16 protein-coding genes are annotated in these 17,657 nt (G+C 66.7%); 13 read left to right on the forward strand and 3 right to left on the reverse strand.

The window, feature by feature from the left end:
* Positions 1-2 precede the first annotated feature (2 nt).
* Both flhA and flhF read left to right on the forward strand, forming a co-directional pair.
* Positions 3-2,123 carry a flagellar biosynthesis protein FlhA gene (gene flhA / locus KW836_RS12775; protein WP_175126219.1) on the forward strand — a complete coding sequence of 707 codons (2,121 nt, stop codon included), beginning with the start codon at positions 3-5 and terminating at the stop codon, positions 2,121-2,123.
* Positions 2,120-5,035, forward strand: a complete 2,916-nt coding sequence (flhF, locus tag KW836_RS12780; protein ID WP_218343529.1) for a flagellar biosynthesis protein FlhF — start codon at positions 2,120-2,122, stop codon at positions 5,033-5,035. The genes flhA and flhF overlap by 4 nt, the downstream gene beginning before the upstream one ends.
* A gap of 81 nt (positions 5,036-5,116) precedes the next feature.
* On the opposite strand, the gene KW836_RS12785 is transcribed toward flhF, so the two are convergent.
* The 3 genes from KW836_RS12785 to flgA form a co-directional block, all read right to left on the reverse strand.
* Entirely contained in the window at positions 5,117-5,590 is a 474-nt protein-coding gene (locus KW836_RS12785; protein WP_175139611.1) for a flagella synthesis protein FlgN, read from the reverse strand.
* Positions 5,591-5,621: 31 nt separating this feature from the next.
* Positions 5,622-5,915: a flagellar biosynthesis anti-sigma factor FlgM gene (flgM, locus tag KW836_RS12790; protein ID WP_056570190.1), complete on the reverse strand. Its 294-nt coding sequence runs from the start codon at positions 5,913-5,915 to the stop codon at positions 5,622-5,624.
* Positions 5,916-6,041: 126 nt separating this feature from the next.
* Positions 6,042-6,755: a flagellar basal body P-ring formation chaperone FlgA gene (flgA, locus tag KW836_RS12795; protein WP_218343530.1), complete on the reverse strand. Its 714-nt coding sequence runs from the start codon at positions 6,753-6,755 to the stop codon at positions 6,042-6,044.
* 178 nt (positions 6,756-6,933) lie between these two features.
* Here flgA and flgB point away from each other — a divergent pair, with 178 nt between their 5' ends.
* From flgB to flgL, 11 genes are all read left to right on the forward strand, one after another.
* Positions 6,934-7,341, forward strand: a complete 408-nt coding sequence (gene flgB, locus KW836_RS12800) for a flagellar basal body rod protein FlgB (protein ID WP_175126215.1) — start codon at positions 6,934-6,936, stop codon at positions 7,339-7,341.
* Positions 7,342-7,363: 22 nt separating this feature from the next.
* Positions 7,364-7,783, forward strand: a complete 420-nt coding sequence (flgC, locus tag KW836_RS12805) for a flagellar basal body rod protein FlgC (RefSeq protein ID WP_105238489.1) — start codon at positions 7,364-7,366, stop codon at positions 7,781-7,783.
* A 20-nt stretch (positions 7,784-7,803) separates the two neighbouring features.
* Positions 7,804-8,502: a flagellar hook capping FlgD N-terminal domain-containing protein gene (locus tag KW836_RS12810; protein WP_218343531.1), complete on the forward strand. Its 699-nt coding sequence runs from the start codon at positions 7,804-7,806 to the stop codon at positions 8,500-8,502.
* 69 nt (positions 8,503-8,571) lie between these two features.
* Positions 8,572-10,038, forward strand: coding sequence for a flagellar hook-basal body complex protein (locus KW836_RS12815; protein WP_218343532.1), 1,467 nt, complete (start codon positions 8,572-8,574; stop codon positions 10,036-10,038).
* Between the two features lie 38 nt (positions 10,039-10,076).
* Complete coding sequence (locus tag KW836_RS12820; protein WP_218343533.1) at positions 10,077-10,841, forward strand: flagellar basal body rod protein FlgF; 765 nt, start codon at positions 10,077-10,079, stop codon at positions 10,839-10,841.
* 51 nt (positions 10,842-10,892) lie between these two features.
* Entirely contained in the window at positions 10,893-11,678 is a 786-nt protein-coding gene (gene flgG / locus KW836_RS12825) for a flagellar basal-body rod protein FlgG (protein WP_056570201.1), read from the forward strand.
* Positions 11,678-12,367, forward strand: a complete 690-nt coding sequence (locus tag KW836_RS12830; RefSeq protein WP_191578099.1) for a flagellar basal body L-ring protein FlgH — start codon at positions 11,678-11,680, stop codon at positions 12,365-12,367. The genes flgG and KW836_RS12830 overlap by 1 nt, the downstream gene beginning before the upstream one ends.
* 3 nt (positions 12,368-12,370) lie before the next feature.
* Positions 12,371-13,507 carry a flagellar basal body P-ring protein FlgI gene (locus KW836_RS12835; RefSeq protein ID WP_279975072.1) on the forward strand — a complete coding sequence of 379 codons (1,137 nt, stop codon included), beginning with the start codon at positions 12,371-12,373 and terminating at the stop codon, positions 13,505-13,507.
* A 5-nt stretch (positions 13,508-13,512) separates the two neighbouring features.
* Entirely contained in the window at positions 13,513-14,490 is a 978-nt protein-coding gene (gene flgJ, locus KW836_RS12840) for a flagellar assembly peptidoglycan hydrolase FlgJ (RefSeq protein WP_191578098.1), read from the forward strand.
* 73 nt (positions 14,491-14,563) lie between these two features.
* Positions 14,564-16,237, forward strand: a complete 1,674-nt coding sequence (gene flgK / locus KW836_RS12845) for a flagellar hook-associated protein FlgK (RefSeq protein WP_218343534.1) — start codon at positions 14,564-14,566, stop codon at positions 16,235-16,237.
* Positions 16,238-16,283: 46 nt separating this feature from the next.
* The gene (flgL, locus tag KW836_RS12850) at positions 16,284-17,543 is read left to right on the forward strand and encodes a flagellar hook-associated protein FlgL (protein ID WP_218343535.1); all 1,260 of its coding nucleotides are present in this window, start codon (positions 16,284-16,286) and stop codon (positions 17,541-17,543) included.
* Positions 17,544-17,657: the final 114 nt, after the last annotated feature.

Genomic DNA, 17,657 nt, shown 5'->3' on the forward strand with positions numbered 1-17,657 from the left:
GAATGAGCGCTCTGCTCACCATGTTGAAGAATAACGGCGGCACGCACGCGCGGCTGCTGGCGGGTCCCATCCTGATCGTGATGGTGCTGGGCATGATGGTGCTGCCCCTGCCCACGTTCCTGCTGGACTTGCTGTTCACCTTCAACATCGCGTTGTCCGTGATGATCCTGCTGGTGGCCATGTTCACGCGCAAGCCGCTGGACTTTGCCGCGTTCCCGGCCGTCCTGCTGTTCGCGACGCTGCTGCGCCTGTCGCTGAACGTCGCGTCCACCCGGGTCGTGCTGCTGCACGGTCACACGGGCCCGGACGCCGCGGGCAAGGTGATCGAGGCCTTCGGGCACTTTCTGGTGGGCGGCAACTTCGCGGTCGGGATCATCGTCTTCATCATCCTGACCATCATCAACTTCATCGTCATCACCAAGGGTGCGGGCCGTATCGCGGAAGTGGGCGCGCGCTTCACCCTGGACGCCATGCCCGGCAAGCAGATGGCGATCGACGCGGACCTGAACGCCGGCCTGATCGGCGAAGACGAGGCGCGCAAGCGCCGGTCGGAAGTCTCGCAGGAATCGGACTTCTTCGGCTCGATGGACGGCGCCTCCAAGTTCGTGCGCGGCGACGCCATCGCCGGCCTCTTGATCATGGCGATCAACATCATCGGCGGCCTGGTCGTCGGCGTGGCGCAGCACGACATGTCCATGGGCGAAGCCGGCCGCGTCTACACGCTGCTGACCATCGGTGACGGCCTGGTTGCCCAGATCCCCGCGCTGGTGATCTCCACCGCCGCCGGCGTGGTCGTGTCGCGCGTGTCGACCGACCAGGACATCGGCCAGCAGATCATCAGCCAGCTGTTCTCCAACCCGAGCGTGCTGTTCCTGACCGCCGGCATCATCGGCATCATGGGCCTCATCCCCAACATGCCCCACATCGCGTTCCTGACGCTGGCCGCCGCGCTGGGCTGGGGCGGCTGGGCGCTGCTCAAACGCAAGAAAGCCGCTGCCGTGGCCGCCGAGGAGATACCGCCGCAGGCGATCACCCAGGCGCAGGCCGCGGCTGCCGAGGCAAGCTGGGAAGACGTGTCGATGGTGGACCAGCTGGGGCTGGAAGTGGGCTACCGCCTGATTCCGCTGGTGGACCACGCGCAGAACGGCGAGCTGCTTCACCGCATCCGCAGCCTGCGCAAGAAGTTTGCGCAGGACGTGGGGTTTTTGCCGCCGGTCGTGCACATCCGCGACAACCTGGAACTCAAGCCCAACGATTACCGCATCCTGCTGTCCGGCGTGGAAGTGGGCACGGGGGTCGCGATGCCGGGCCAGTGGCTGGCCATCGACCCGGGCGGCGTGACCATGCAGATCAAGGGCACGCCGACGACCGATCCGGCGTTCGGCCTGCCGGCGCTGTGGATCGACAGCTCGCTGCGCGATCAGGCGCAGGTGGCCGGTTACACAGTGGTGGATGCGGGCACGGTGGTGGCCACGCACCTGAATCACCTGATGCATCGCCACGGCTCGAACCTGTTGGGCCGCCAGGAAGTGCAACAGCTGCTGGATCGCATCGGCCGCGACGCGCCGAAGCTGGTCGAGGACCTGGTGCCCAAGACGCTGTCGCTCACCGCGCTGCAGAAGGTGCTGCAGGGTCTGCTGTCGGAAGAAGTGCCGATCCGCGACATGCGCACCATCATCGATACGCTGTCCGAGCATGGCCCGCGTCTGGCGGCGATGGCCGCCGGGTCGGGCGGCCAGCCGGACATCAACGAGCTGATCGCGCTGACGCGCCGCGCGCTTGGCCGCGCCATCACGCAGCAATGGTTCCCCGGCGAGGGCGAGCTGCGCGTGATTGGCCTGGACGTGAAGCTGGAACGCGTGCTGTCGCAGGCCATGACGACCAGCGGCGGCCTGGAGCCGGGGCTGGCCGACACGCTGCTGCGCGAGGCGCAGGCGGCGGTCGAACGGCAGGAATCGCAGGGCAATGCGCCGGTGCTGCTGGTGTCGCCGGTGCTGCGCGCGCCGCTGTCGCGCTTCCTGCGGCATCATCTGCCGCAGCTTGGCGTGTTGTCGAACACGGAAATTCCCGATGAGCGCATCGTCCGCGTGACGGCGCTGATCGGCGGGAGCAATGGGCAATGAAGATCAGCCGCTTTTACGGGGCAAACACCCGTGACGTGATGCGTCAGGTGCGCGAGGCCTTGGGGCCTGACGCGCTGATCGTGTCGAACCGCAGCGTCGAGGGCGGGATCGAGGTCCTGGCCACCGTTGATGGCGCCTTTGACGACGCGCCGCAGCAGCAGACGCCGCCGCGCGAAGCGCCGGCCTATGCGCCGCCGGCGCAGGAACGTCAGCCCGCGGCGCCGTCGTTCGGCGCACCGGCCGGGATGGCGCGACCGCAGGTTGCGCCGTTTGCCATGCCGCCCGCGCCGCCAGCCGGGTACGCGCCGCCGGCGCGATCCATTGCCGCTTACCAGTCCGCGTATGCGGCGTCGGCGCAGCCGGAGATTGAACCGTCGCCGGCAGAATTCGTACCCGCTGCACCGCAGCCGGTTTCGGTTGCACCGACGGCTGTCGCACCTCAGCCGGTCGCACCTCAGCCGGCCGCACCTCAGCCGGTCGCACCTCAGCCGGCCGCACCGGTACGCGTCGAGCTGCCGCCGCTTGCGCCGGCAGTCCGCATGACACCGCCGGCTCCCGCCATGCCCGAGCGCATGGCCACCGCCGCGCCCGCAGCCGCCATGGCCGCTGCGCCCGCCACCGCCTATCACGCGCCCCAAGACTACGCCGCGCCGCCCGCACCCGTGCAGGCGCCCGTCATGGCGCCGGCAGCGCCGCCGCAACCGGCCATGCTGCATGCCGCGCCGCCCATGGGCCGCATGCCCGATGCCCCGGTGCGTCCGCCGCAGGGTTTGCCGCCCGCGAATCTGCCGGCCGATACGGCCGCCGGTCTGCAGGACGCCATCAGCGCCTTGCGCGGCGCGCTGGAAACCCGCATGGACGGGCTGCTGTGGGGCGGCCGCCAAGGTCCGGGGCGCGAGCCCGCGGGCGCCGCGCTGTTCCGCAGCCTGCTGGACGCCGGCTTCAGCACCAAGCTGGTCCGCACGCTGGTCGAGCGCCTGCCGCAAGGTCTCTCCACCGAGGCTGCGCAGAGCTGGGCACGCAATGAACTGGTGACCCACCTGCCGGTGGTGCGTTCCGAAGACGAATTCCTGGCCGGCGGCGTGTATGCGCTGGTCGGCCCCACGGGCGTGGGCAAGACCACGACGCTGGCCAAGCTGGCCGCCCGCTGCGTGGCCCGCGAAGGCCGGGAGCAGGTCGCCATGCTGACGACCGACCTGTTCCGGATCGGCGCGCTGGAACAATTGCAGATCTACGGCCGCCTGATGGGCGTGCCGGCGCACTCAGTGCGCGATGCCGGCGAGCTGCGCCGCATTCTGGCCGAACTGGGCAACCGCAAGATCGTGCTGATCGACACCACCGGCATCAGCCAGCGCGACCGCCTGGTGGCCGAGCAGGCGTCGATGCTGTGCAACGCCGGCAAGCCCGTTCGCCGGCTGTTGGTGCTCAACGCCGCCAGCCAGGGCGACACGCTCGACGAGGTGGCGCACGCCTATCGCAATGGCGTGGGCGAGGATGTGGCCGGCTGCATCATCACCAAGCTGGACGAAGCCACCCGCCTGGGCGCTGCGCTCGACACCGCCATCCGCCACCGCCTGCCGATCCATTACATGTCCGTCGGCCAGAAGGTGCCCGAGCACATGGAACTGGCCCGCGCGGACGTGCTGATCGACCGCGCGTTCTCGATGGTCGATCGCGCCCGCGCGCTGTACACCCCGAGCGAGGCCGACCTGGCGTCGCTGGTGTCGTCGTCGCGCGAACCGGACGCCGTGGACCCGGCGCGCCGCCGCCAGTTGCTGGCCTCGGCCATCCTGCCGCAGCAGGGCGGTGCGGCGTCGATCGCAGCAGCACAGAACCTGGACGACACCATTTCGTGGCTGGGCAGCGACCCGGCGTGCCTGCAATCGCGCACCGCCTGGCGCGAGTACGTCGGCGACGGCGCGGGCGCCAGCCTGGCCGCGCTGGGCGATGAGCCACTGGCGATGGTGCGCCGCGAATTTTCCGCTGCGTGCAGCCGCAACCTGCTCGTGATGCACGGCAAGACCGCCATGAAGGGCGAGGCCTTGCCCGGCGGCGCGCTGATGGGCGCGCTGTTGATGAGCGACCGCGGCGCCGCACTGGCCGCGCCCGCGCAGCAGCTCGCGCTGCCGCACGGCATGTTGAGCTCGTTTGCGCCCGCCGCGCCGGCCCAGCCGGACCCGGCGGCGGCCTTGCAGGCTCGCGTGCAGTGGTTGGGCGAACGCCTGTCGTCCTTGCCGCTGGTCCACATGCTCGAGGCCGGCACCGTTGCGCTATGGCAGCCGTTGAGCGAGCAGGGCGTGTCCTGGGTAGCGCGTTGCGCAGGTGGCACGCGCGTGATCCAGGACGAATGCCCGACCAACCTGAACGCCGTGGGCAAGAGCGTGGGTTACCTGCCCGTCGGCCAGCCCGGCGACATGCCGGGCCTGCGCCCGGCGCCGGGCGCCAAGACCGCGCCGCTGGCGCTGTGGGCGTCCGGCACCGAAGTCGTGCTGCCGGGCAAGGGGCAGGGCGCCAGCGTCCGCCTCATCTGCGCGCGGCTGATCGACACAGTCTCCGGCGAGGTCGCGGGCCAGTTGTTCGGCGCGACGAACCTGCCGGCGTCGCAGGCGGACGCCGCGACGATCGCGCGCTGGCTCGTCCTGCAGGAAGAGGCCAAGGCGGCGTTCCGTTACATGTCCAATGCCTGGCAGGCGCTGCCCGCCGTCGATGGCGCCCATACGCTGGCGCGACAGTCGCTGATGGCCGGGCAGCTTGGCGCGGCATGCTGGCAGCTGGCGCATTCGCCGGCGGCAGACGTGGTGCGTGGTCCGTTGTCGGGCATCGTGGGCACCGAGCGCAAGCTGTCGGGCAAGATGCTGCCGGTGGCGCTGCTGAAGATGTTCGCGCTGCTGGAGATGACGGGTGGGGCGTAAGGCCGCGAACCCGTCTCGCGGAAACAAAAAACGGCGTGCCATGCACGCCGTTTTTTTATGCCGCAGGAGATCGGAAAAGCGTCAGCCCGCGACGATCGGCCGGCGGCCCGGGGCGCTGCGGGCGCCGCGGCCTTGCGCGTCGTACGTCGAGGCGCTGCCGACGCCGACATTGCGCAGGGCGTCCAGCGATTGCTGGGTGTAGCGCAGATGCACGTCGATCAGGGCGCCATTGCGCATGTTGATTTCGCTGGCGGAAGCCGACTTGGTCAGCAGGGCCTGCCACACGCCGGACAACTGCGGATACTGCGCGGCGGCCTGTTCGGTGCCGACGTGGCCCGCGGGCAGGCCGATTTCGTTGAGCAGGTTGTCGCGCGTCTGGCTCAGATCGACCAGTTGCTGCGCGATGCCGCGCTTGCGCTCGGTGATCTGGTTCAGCGTCTCGACACTGCCCTGGCTGACCAGGACCTCGGTTTCTTCCTCGAGGATCGAGGAGAACTCGGAGATCAGGGTGTCTTCCTGCTTCATGCAGGATTGCAGGGAATCGACGAGGCTCATGACAGACGGCTCAATAGAGGGAAGGGACGGGCTATTTCAGCAGGTCTCGGGCGCTGGCGATCAGGCTGTCGGCGATGCGGCCGGTGTCGATCTTGAGCTGCCCGGAGGCGATCGCGGCGCGAATGGCGGCGACACGCTCGACGTTGATGTCGTTCGAGCCGTCCTGCATGGCCAGCATCTTGCGCGACGCCGAGCTCAGCGCGACTTGCGAGCTGCTCGATCCGGTGGCGCTGCCGGCGCCATACGCTTGACTGACCGCGGACTCGGCGCGGGCACCGACGGCGTCGGCCGCGAGGGGCCGGTTGGTGGTCGAATTGATTTTCAAGGTTTTCTCCGCAGGGCGTCCTGGGTCGGTTTGCGACGGATCCGCCTACTTATGTCTCTGTAACGACAAGGGCCGGAGGAACTTTAGGGTATATGCGAGCCAGGCGCAACGCGATTTGTAACAGGTCTATAGCTGAATTTCCACCAGCGTGGCGTTCCGGACGACGCCGCTGACCACCTGGCCGCCCGCGGTGCGCACCTGGACGACGGCGCCGGGGGCCGCGTTGCCCATGGCTTCGCCTTCGCTGCTGACCATGAAACCGTTGCCGCGCGCGTTGATCCGCACGTTCGTGCCGCGCTGCACCGACTGGGCGTTGCGCAGCGACGAGCTGCGGATCGGCTGGCCGGCGTTGATGCGGAAGGCGGCGGTCATGCCGGCGACCGCCTGCGGGTCGGTGATGGCGTTGGGGGGCAGGGAGACCAGATCGCCCTCGCGGGCGTACAGATCCGCCGGGGTCAGGGCCTGGCCGGCGGCGATCAGGCGCGAGGCGACGTAATAGTGGCCGGCCACGCTGACGGAGGCCTGCACGTAGGCGGTCCAGCCTTTGGCCGAGTTGCAGCGCACGCCGACAGTCATGCGGGACCGCAGCTTCATGCCGGACGGCAGGAAGGGGGTCAGGTCATCGCACGGCGTCAGGCGGTCGGTGCGCGGCGGGTCGATGGCGATGGACGCCTCGCCGGGCAGGGAGGCCAGTTGTTCCTGCAGATAGGTCTGCGCCGCAATGATGATCGCTTCCGGGGCCTGGGTGGCCGCGGCCTGTGCCTGGACGGCGCTTGCCGAGGCCAGGAGCAGGGCGGCGATGCCGGCGCGCGCGAGAAGGAGTCTTGCGGAGATTTTCATGATGGATGAATTGTAGAAGTGGGCGGCTTTCGGCAATACGTGAATTGGATGAGAAATGACGGGTTGTTTGGCTGATTGTGTTACAGGTCCGGCCCCTATCATGCCGTCATCCAATGGGATAACGGTGCGTCCGGCGTCCCTCGCTTTATCTGATCTGCAACGAATTCAAGGCGCCACGATGCTCGACAGGCTCAACGAAGATTTCCGGTTCTACCAGCAGGCTTTGGCACTGCGCGCGCAGCGCCAGGAAGTGCTTTCCTCGAACATCGCCAACGCCGACACGCCCAACTACAAGGCGCGCGACATCGACTTCAAGGCCGCGATGCAAAGCGCCATGGAAGGCACGATGCGCCTGCCCGACACGTCGCTCAAGCTGACGTCGGCCCGCCACATTCCGGCCAAGGCCGTGTCGCAGGGTCCAACGGATCTGCTGTACCGCCTGCCGTACCAGCCCAGCATGGACGGCAACACGGTGGACATGGACATCGAGCGCGTGCAGTTCGCCGACAACACCCTGCATTACCAGAGCACGATGCAGCTGATCTCCAACCGTATCCGCGGGCTGCAGACCGCCATCCAGGATTGATCTTTAAAGGGAGCAACAGGCAATGTCCTTGTTGAGCATTTTCGATATCGCCGGTTCGGCGTTGAGCGCGCAGTCGCAGCGCATGAACGTGGCGGCCAGCAACATGGCCAATGCCGACAGTGTGGTCGGCCCGGATGGCCAGCCTTACCGCGCCCGCCAGGTCGTGTTCCAGGTCAACCCGGCCGCAGGCCAGGCTTTGGGCCAGGAGATCGGCGGCGTTCGCGTGGCCGGCGTGGTCCAGGACCAGTCGCCCCTGAAGATGGTCTATGACCCCAAGCACCCCCTGGCTGACGCGCAGGGCTACATCAGCATGCCCAACGTCGATCCGGTGGCCGAAACGGTCAACATGATCGCGGCATCGCGGTCCTACCAGGCCAACGTCGAGGTCCTCAACACCGCCAAGGCGTTGATGCAGAAGACGCTGACCATCGGTCAATCCTAATTTCCAGCCAGAGTCCATCCATGACCACCGTCGATCAAAACACGAGCACCACGGCCATGGGCCTGGCGCAAACCGGCGCCACCAGCGCCAGCACCGCGCAAGGCCTGCAGGACCAGTTCCTGAAGCTGCTGGTCACGCAGCTCAAGAACCAGGACCCGCTGAACCCGATGCAGAACGCGGAACTGACGTCGCAACTGGCGCAGATCTCCACGGTGGAAGGCATCACCAACCTGAAGAACACCATGCTGGCCATCAGCGGCCAGATCGACGTGTCCCAGTCGATGAACGCCGTGTCGATGATCGGCAAGGGCGTCCTGATCCCGGGCACGAAGGTCAAGGTCGGTGTCGACAGCGCCAACCCCGCGGACCGCGTGGTCACGCCCTACGGTCTGGATCTGCAGGGCGACGCCGCCAAGGTCCAGGTCCGCATCTCGGATTCGAACGGTGCAGTTGTGCGCACCATCGAACTGGGCGAGCAGAAGAACGGCGTGTACACGCTGGAATGGGATGGCAAGAACGACGCCGGCGTGGCGCTGGAACCGGGCGCATACAACGTGTCCGTGCTGGCGACCGACGCCGAGGGCGCGAAGGTGAACTCGGAAGTATTGAGCTACGGCAACGTGAAGAGCGTGGCGTACTCCACCAACGGCCTGCGTCTGGATCTGGGCCTGGACGGCCAGACCAGCATGCTGGACGTGCGCAAGGTGATCGGCGCCTGAACGGGCGGATATGAATTGGTGCCGGCGCACGGGCGACGGCTTTTCCACTAAAGATTAGCGAGAGTAAACATGGGCTTCGGACAAGGATTGAGCGGCTTGAACGCCGCTGCGCAGAACCTGGACGTCATCGGCAACAACATCGCCAACTCGGGCACCGTCGGCTTCAAGTCGGCAACCGCATCGTTCGCTGACGTCTACGCCAGCTCGCGCGTGGGCCTGGGCGTCAAGGTCGCGGCCATCAACCAGCGCTTCACGGTGGGCGCGGTGACGGGCGGCGGCGGCGAATACGACATCGCCATCGACGGCGCCAAGGGCATGTTCCGCGTGACCGACCAGAGCGGCTCGGTCATGTACACGCGCAACGGCGAATTCCTCGTCGACAAGAACAACTTCATCGTGAACGCCCAGGGCTACCGCCTGACCGGCTACCCGGCCGGCGCCATCGGCGCAAACCCCATCGAACTGCAACTGCCGACGGCCAACGTCGCGCCGCAGGCCACCAGCACCGCCACCACCGTGGCCAACCTGGACGCCAACGCCAAGGTCATCTATCAGGTCGACACCGTGACGGCGCCCGCCGTTCCCGGCTCGGTCACCCTGGGCGGCACGGCCTACACGTTCACGAAGGCCGCCGGCGGCGCGCTGACGTGGACCCCGGGCAACCCGCCGGCCGCCACGTACGGCACGGCCCCGAACACCGTCACGATCGACGGCACGGGCCAGGTCACCGCGGGCACGCTGGAAAGCATTCCCGGCTACGTGGACTACACCGCTGCGGTCACCGAAATCGGCAAGCCGTTCGATCCCAAGATCTCCAGCACCTACACGAACGCCTCGCCCATGACGGTGTTCGACTCCCTGGGCAACTCGCACCAGGTCATGCAGTACTTCGTCAAGCGTGAAGCGACCGGCGGCACCAGCGTGTACGACGTGTACTACACGATGGACGGCCAGGCCATGGCGCCCACGACGGAAGCCGGCGGCGTGTGGGGCAACCCCCAGCAGTTCACGTTCAACAACGCCGGCACGCTGACCAGCGCGCCGATCGTGAATCTGTCGTTCGCCCAGCCCGGCGGCACCGCCACCCCGGCCGATCCGCTGAACATCGCGATCAACTACACCGGCACGACCCAGTACGGCAGCAACTACAAGCTGGTTGCCAAGCCCGACGGCTACACGTCCGGTGAGTTCAGCGGCATCAACATCAGCAGCGACGGCAGCCTGGTCGCCAGCTACACCAACGGCGAAACCCAGGTCGTCGGCACGCTCGTGCTGGCCGATTTCTCGAACCTGCAAGGCCTGCAGCCCGTGGGCAACAACGCCTGGAAGGAAACGGCGGCTTCCGGCCAGCCGATCCTGGGCCAGCCCGGCACCAACAGCATGTCGACGGTGGTGGGCCAGGCGACCGAAGCCTCCAACGTGGACATGAGCAAGGAGCTGGTCAACATGATCATTGCCCAGCGCACCTACCAGGCCAATTCGCAGACCATCAAGACCCAGGACGAGATCATGCAAGTCCTGATGAACCTGAAGTAATGCCCGCTGGGCAACCGACGACACCGACGGAATAGGCAATGGACAGAATCATCTACACCGCCATGAACGGCGCAGCGCGGATCACGGAGCATCAGGCCGCGCTCTCCAACAATATGGCCAACGTGAACACGGCGGGCTTTCGCGAGCAGATCGCGCTGTACCGCTCGGTTCCCGTGACGGACGGGGTGAGCCTGCCTACGCGTGTTTCGACGGTGGCGTCCACGCCCGGCAACAGCTTCCAGATGGGCACCATGCAGACCACGGGCCGCAGCCTGGACGTGGCGCTGGCCAGCGAAAACGGCTGGATCGCGGTGCAGACGCCGCAAGGCGAAGCGTATACCCGCGCCGGCAGCCTGCAGGTCGGCATCAACGGCCTGCTGCAGACGTCGCTGGGCCAGCCGGTGCTGTCGGACCAGGGCGGTCCCATCGACGTGCCCGACCAGGCCGCGCTGACCATCACGTCGGACGGCACGATCACGGCGCTGGGCGCCGGCGACGCGCCGAACAACATCCTGAACCTGGGCCGCCTGAAGCTGGTCAACCCGGACAACAAGCAGTTGGTGCACGGCGACGACGGCGTCTTCCGCATGGCGCCGGTCAACGGCCAGCCCGCGGCGCCGGTGCCCGCCGACCCCGCACTGCGCGTGCTGACGGGCGTGCTGGAAGGCAGCAACACCAATCCGATGGCATCGATGGTGGGCATGATCGAAAACGCCCGCCGCTTCGAGCAGCAGATGCAGGTGATTCAGCAGTCGGACCGCAATGCGGAACGCGCCAACGGCATTCTGTCCGTAAGCGCCTGATTTAAATAACATTTAGTTCGCGGCCAGGCCGCGGAACCGGAGTCTTTCATCATGATGCGTTCGCTGTGGATCGCCAAGACGGGCCTGGAAGGTCAGCAGACCTCCATGGACGTGATTTCCAACAACTTGGCCAACGTCTCCACCAACGGGTTCAAGCGCGGCCGTGCCGTGTTCCAGGACCTGATGTATCAGACGCTGCGCCAGCCTGGCGCCCAGGTGGGCGACGCCACGCAACTGCCGTCCGGCCTGCAGCTGGGCACCGGCGCGCGCGTGGCCGCCACCGAGCGCATCCACTCGGACGGCAACCTGAACAACACCGGCAGCGAAATGGACGTGGCGATCAACGGCCGCGGCTTCCTGCCGGTCGAACTGCCCGACGGCACGCAGGCCTACACGCGTGACGGCGCGCTGCAGCGCGACCAGAACGGCCAGCTCGTCACGGTCAGCGGCTACGTCATCCAGCCGCCGATCAACGTGCCGGACAACGCGCTGTCCATCACCATCGGCAACGACGGCATGGTCTCCGTGACGCAACCCGGCGCGGCCGGCGTCAACGTGCAGATCGGCCAGCTGCAGATCGCCACCTTCATCAACCCGACCGGCCTGCAAAGCATCGGCGAAAACCTGTACCTGGAAACCGACTCGTCGGGTCCGGCGAACCTGCTGCAGCCCGGCGTGGACGGCGCGGGCTCGATCATGCAGAAGTACGTCGAAACCTCCAACGTCAACGTCGCTGAAGAGCTGGTCAACATGATCACGACGCAGCGCGCCTACGAAATGAACAGCAAGGCCGTCAAGACGTCGGACGAAATGCTGGCCCGCCTGACCCAACTGTGATGCTCATGTCTGTCCTGCGCCTGGTACTTGCGTCTGCGCTGGCTCTGCTGGCGGCTGGTTGCGCCATGATCCCGCCCGAACCCATCGTGACCGGGCCGACGACGGCCGCCCCGCCGCCGCCGCCGATGCCCATGGCGCAGCCCACGGGCTCCATCTACCAGCCCACGACTTACGGCAATTACCCGCTGTTCGAAGACCGCCGGCCCCGCAATGTCGGCGACATCGTCACGATCGTGCTGAACGAGCGCACCAATGCGTCCAAGAACGTGGCGACGAATACCAATCGCAGCGGCTCGGCCACGTTGGGCATCGCCGCGGCGCCGTCCTTCATGGACAGCTGGGCGAACGCCAACCTGAACACCGAAGCCAATGGCGGGAATGTGTCGCAGGGCAAGGGCGACAGCAGCGCCAACAATGCCTTCACCGGCACCATCACGACCACGGTGGTGGGCGTGATGTCCAACGGCAACCTGCAGGTCGCCGGGGAAAAGCAGATCGCCATCAACCGCGGCAGCGAGTACGTGCGCTTTGCCGGCGTGGTCGATCCGCGCTCCATCACGGGCACGAACACCGTCTCGTCCACGCAAGTGGCCGACGCGCGCATCGAATACCGCAGCAAGGGCGTCATGGACGAAGTCCAGACCATGGGCTGGCTGCAACGCTTCTTCCTGATCGCTTCGCCGTTCTAAATCATGAAACAACAGACTCCGATATCCACCTTGCTGTCCCTGATGGCGCGGGTGTGCGTGGCCGTCGGGCTGGCCGCGGGCGCCGGTGCGGCGCACGCCGAACGGCTCAAGGATCTGGCCAGCATCCAGGGCGTCCGGGGCAACCAGCTCATCGGCTACGGCCTGGTCGTGGGCCTGGACGGCAGCGGCGACCAGGTGCGCCAGACGCCATTCACGCAGCAGAGCCTGACCAACATGCTGTCGCAGCTGGGCATCACGGTGCCCGCCGGCAGCAACATGCAATTGAAGAACGTGGCCGCCGTCATGGTCACGACCACCTTGCCGGCATTCGCGCGGCCCGGCCAGACGCTGGACGTGGTGGTCTCGTCCATGGGTAACGCCAAGAGCCTGCGCGGCGGCACGCTGCTGATGACGCCGCTCAAGGGCGCGGACAGCCAGGTCTACGCCATTGCCCAGGGCAACATCCTGGTCGGCGGCGCCGGCGCGTCCGCGGGCGGTTCCAGCGTGCAGATCAACCAGTTGAACGGCGGCCGCATCAGCGCGGGCGCCATCGTCGAGCGCGGCGTGCCGACCACGTTTGCCCGCGACGGCTACGTGCATGTCGAACTGAACAATACCGACTTCGGCACCGCGCAGAACGTGGCGACGGCCCTGAACCGCCAGTTCGGACAGGGCACGGCCACGGCGCTGGACGGCCGCGTCATCCAGGTGCGCACGCCCATGGAACAGGGCTCGCAGGCCCGCTTCCTGTCGCAGATGGAAGACCTGCAGGTCACGCGCGCGCCGACGGTCGCCAAAGTCATCATCAACGCCCGCACCGGTTCGGTCGTCATGAACCGCACGGTCATGATCGAAGAGGCCGCCGTGGCGCACGGCAACCTGTCGGTCATCATCAACCGCCAGAACGAGGTCGTCCAGCCGGACACGCCGTTCACGCAGGGCCAGACGGTGGTGGTGCCCAATACCCAGATCGAAGTGCGGCAGGACAACGGCTCGCTGCAGCGCGTGAGCACCAGCGCCAACCTGGCCGACGTGGTCAAGGGCCTGAACGCCCTGGGCGCCACCCCGCAGGACCTGCTGGCCATCCTGCAGGCGATGAAGACCGCGGGCGCCTTGCGCGCCGAACTTGAGATCATCTGACGGCCATGGCTTACACCAACGACGCGGCACGCGGCAGCGCCCGGCAGGATTCGGTCTTCGACATGGGCCGCCTGTCGGACCTGAAGCGTGACGTCAAGAAGGATCCCGCCGGCACCGAGCAGCAGAAGCAGGTCGCCAAGCAGTTCGAAGCGCTGTTCCTGCAGATGATGGTCAAGCGCATGCGCGAGGCCACGCCCAAGGAAGGGCTGTTCGATTCCCAGCAGACGCAGATGCTGCAGTCCATGGCGGACGAGCAACTGGCCCTGCACCTGGCCTCGCCCGGCATCGGCCTGTCGCAGGCGATCCTGGCGCAGATGCAGCAGGGCAAACCCGGCGAGATCCCGGACGAAGCGATCAAACGCATCGGGCAGGGCGGCGATCTGGACTTCCAGACCGGCGGCTCGCGTGAGGTGTCGGCGCTATTGAACGTCATGCGCAACAACCGGCCGGCCGACCGCGCGCTGGCCGCTGCCGAAGGCGCACCCGAGCACGTGGTCGACTTCGTGTCCAAGATGTCGCGCGCGGCCAATCTGGCGTCGCAGCAGAGCGGCGTGCCGGCCCGTCTCATCATGGGCCAGGCGGCGCTGGAATCCGGCTGGGGCAAGCGCGAAATCAAGCATGAGGACGGCAGCACCAGCTTCAACCTGTTCGGCATCAAGGCAGGTTCGAGCTGGAAGGGCAAGGTCGTCAACGTGCTGACCACCGAATACGAAGACGGCGTCGCCCGCAAGGTGACGCAGCCGTTCCGGGCCTACGCGTCGTACGAGGAATCGTTTGCCGACTACGCCCGCCTGATCGGCAACAGCCCGCGGTACGAGAGCGTGACGACGGCCCGCAACGAGATCGAGGCGGCCCGCCGGATCCAGGACGCGGGCTACGCGACCGACCCGCGCTATGCCCAGAAGCTCATCGGCATCATGGGGCAGCTGCGGGGCGCGGCATCCAACGTGGAAAATTCACGGCGGATGTTGGAAGGACTCTAAATTTGGGTGATCTCCTGCCGTAAACGGGGTATCCAGAGATAACAGCTGCGGTTACATACGGGGCATTGTCAGCATGAATTTGTACAAAACGGCACTGGGCGGGTTGAACGCGGCGCAAGCCGGCCTGGCAACCACCGGCCACAACATCAACAATGCCACCACGGTCGGCTACAACCGTCAGCGCGTCATGACCTCGACGGCGGGCGCGCAAGCGACCGCCAACGGCTACATCGGCCGCGGCGTCCAGGTCGACACCGTCGTGCGCAGCTACGACAGCTTCCTGTACAAGCAGCTCGTCGGCGCGACCGGCAGCGGCGCCCAGCTCCAGGCTCAGCTCGACCAGGTTTCGCAGATCAACAACCTGTTCTCCGACCGCACGGTTGGCATCGCCCCTGGCCTGACCAACTTCTTCACCAGCATGAACACGGTGGCCAGCAAGCCGGCGGACCCCGCCGCGCGCGCCGACCTGCTCGGCCAGGCCAACAGCCTGACGACGCAGATCCGCTCGGCCTACTCGGAAATGCAGAAGCAGCGTGAAGGCCTGAACACGCAGATCAGCACCACGGTCGACCAGGTCAACAGCTACCTGACCCGCATCGACGACCTGAACCAGCAGATTTCCCTGGCGGCCGGCAAGGCCGGCGGCAGCCCCCCCAACGACCTGCTCGACCAGCGCGATCAGGCCGTCATGGAACTGAACCAGCTCATCGGCGTCACGACGTACGAGCAGGGCGACAAGATCAGCATCTCGCTCACGAAGGGCGGCCAGTCGCTGCTGTCGGGCAACACGATCTACCCGCTGCAAGCCGTGCCGTCCTCCGCGGACGCCGGCCGCACGGTCATTGCCTACACGCTGCCCGCGGGCACCGGCAAGACCATCGCGGTGGAAATGAAGGACACGGAAATCTCCGGCGGCAAGCTGGGCGGCCTGCTGCAGTTCCGCGCCTCGTCGCTGGACGTCATGCAGAATCAGCTCGGCCAGATGGCCGTTGGCCTGGCGCTGTCGTTCAACGAGCAGCACAAGCAGGGCCTGGACCAGGGCGGCAATCCGGGCACGGACTTCTTCGGCATCGGTTCGCCCCAGGGCGTGCCGAACACGACGAACAAGAGCAACGCGCAGATCTCGGGCGAATTCACCAACCTGGCAAACATCAATGCCAAGGACTACGAGATCTCGTTCGACGGCACCAACTACCAGGTGGTGCGCATGCCGGAAGGCTCGCAGGTCTACAACGGCCCGGCCACCGGCACGCCGCCCACGGCCACGCTGAACCTCGAAAGCGAGATGGGTCTGACGCTGACCATCAATGCGCCGCCCCAGGCCGGCGACAAGTGGTCGCTGTCGCCCACGCGCGATGCCGCCCGCGACATCAACGTCCTGATCACGGATCCGGACAAGGTTGCCGCGGCGGACCTGGAAGGCGGCGACGCCAACGGCAAGAACGCCCTGAAGCTGGCGCAGCTGCAGACCAGCAAGGTGCTGGGCCACGGCACGATGAGCATCAACGACATGTTCGCGCAGGTCGTGAACACGGTCGGCGTGCAGACGCAGCAGATCAAGACGGCCGCCACGGCGCAGGTCAACCTGGTCAAGCAGACGACCGCTGCCCAACAGGCAGTGTCGGGCGTGAACCTGAACGAAGAATACGTAAGCCTGTCGCTGTACCAGGAGCAGTACCAGGCCAGCGCCCGCATCATCGATGTGGCAAGCACCATTTTTGACACGCTGTTGGGCCTGCGCGGCTGATCAGAACGTTGACTGTGAATACTAGAAAGCATTACGGAGCTGCACCATGCGTCTGAGCACCACGATGATGTACTCGAACGGACTGAGCGGCGTTCTCGCTCAGGAATCCGACATGAATCGCCTGGTCGAACAGGTTGGCAGCGGCCGCAAGTTCCTGACCCCCGCGGACGATCCGCTGTCGGCTTCCCTGTCGATCGGCGTCGCGCAGACGCAGAGCATGAACACGACGTATGGCCTGAACCGCAACACGGCAAAGACCAACCTCGGCCAGGAAGCCAACGTTCTGGATTCGATCACCACCGCGCTGCAGGACGTGCGCACGCGCGTCGTCCAGGCCGGTAACGGCACGTTCGCCGACAGCGATCGCCAGGCCCTGTCGACGGCGCTCAAGAGCGCCCGCGACGCGCTGCTGGGTCTTGCGAACAGCACCGACGGCAACGGCCAGTACCTGTTTTCGGGTTACGAAGGCGGCGTGGTGCCTTACGCCCAGGACGCCACCGGCAAGATCGTCTACAGCGGCGCCACCGGCGAACGCACCGTGCAGGTCGACCAATCGCGCCAGCTGTCCACCAGCGACCTGGGTAGCGACATCTTCAACCGCGCCAACCCGGGTTCGACCGCGTACGTGAGCACCGCCGCGCCGGCTAACGGCGGCACCGCGCAGTTCGGCACCGTTTCGGTCACGCCGGGCAGCCCCAACATCGGCAAGAACTTCAGCTTGCAGTTCGAAGCGGATCCCGCGACGGGCAACATGGGCTATCGCGTCATCACGACCGACCCGAACGCCAACCCGCCCGTGCCGCCGGTGACCACCCCCGCGCCGCCGGCCGGTCCCACGGAATACAAGGAAGGCGCCAGCATCGACTTCGGCGGCGTCGCCGTCGTGGTCAAGGGCACGCCGCAGAACGGCGACGTCATCAACGTCGAGAGCATCCAGTCGGCCGATGTGGACATGTTCAACACGCTGGACAACCTCATCAAGGTGCTAGATTCGCCCATCGCCGGTGACGAGAAGGCGCTGGCCCGTCTGAACAACGAACTGGCGACGGCGAACAAGAAGCTGGCCACCACGTACGACAACGTGCTGACCGTGGGCGCTTCCGTGGGCGCGCGTCTGAACGAGCTGGAGGCGCTGGACGCCACCGGCACGCAAAAGGGCCTGTCGTATTCGAAGTCGCTGTCGGATCTGGAAGACCTGGACTACTACGCCGGCGCCAGCCAGCTCGCGCTGCGCCAGGTGGCATTGCAGGCGGCCTCGGCCGCGTTCATGACCATCCAGGGTTCCAGCCTGTTCAGCCGCAAGTGATGCGGTAGTTATCTGCGCGGCGCCGTTTGCGCGCGCCGCGGGTGGCGCACTTTTCGGACGCTGCCGGCCCGGGGCCGGGGCGTCCGTAGTGCGTGTAGGGTAGGTTGTGTCGTT

Source organism: Achromobacter sp. ACM05, assembly GCF_019218915.1.
GTDB classification, from domain to species: Bacteria; Pseudomonadota; Gammaproteobacteria; order Burkholderiales; family Burkholderiaceae_B; genus Achromobacter; species Achromobacter animicus.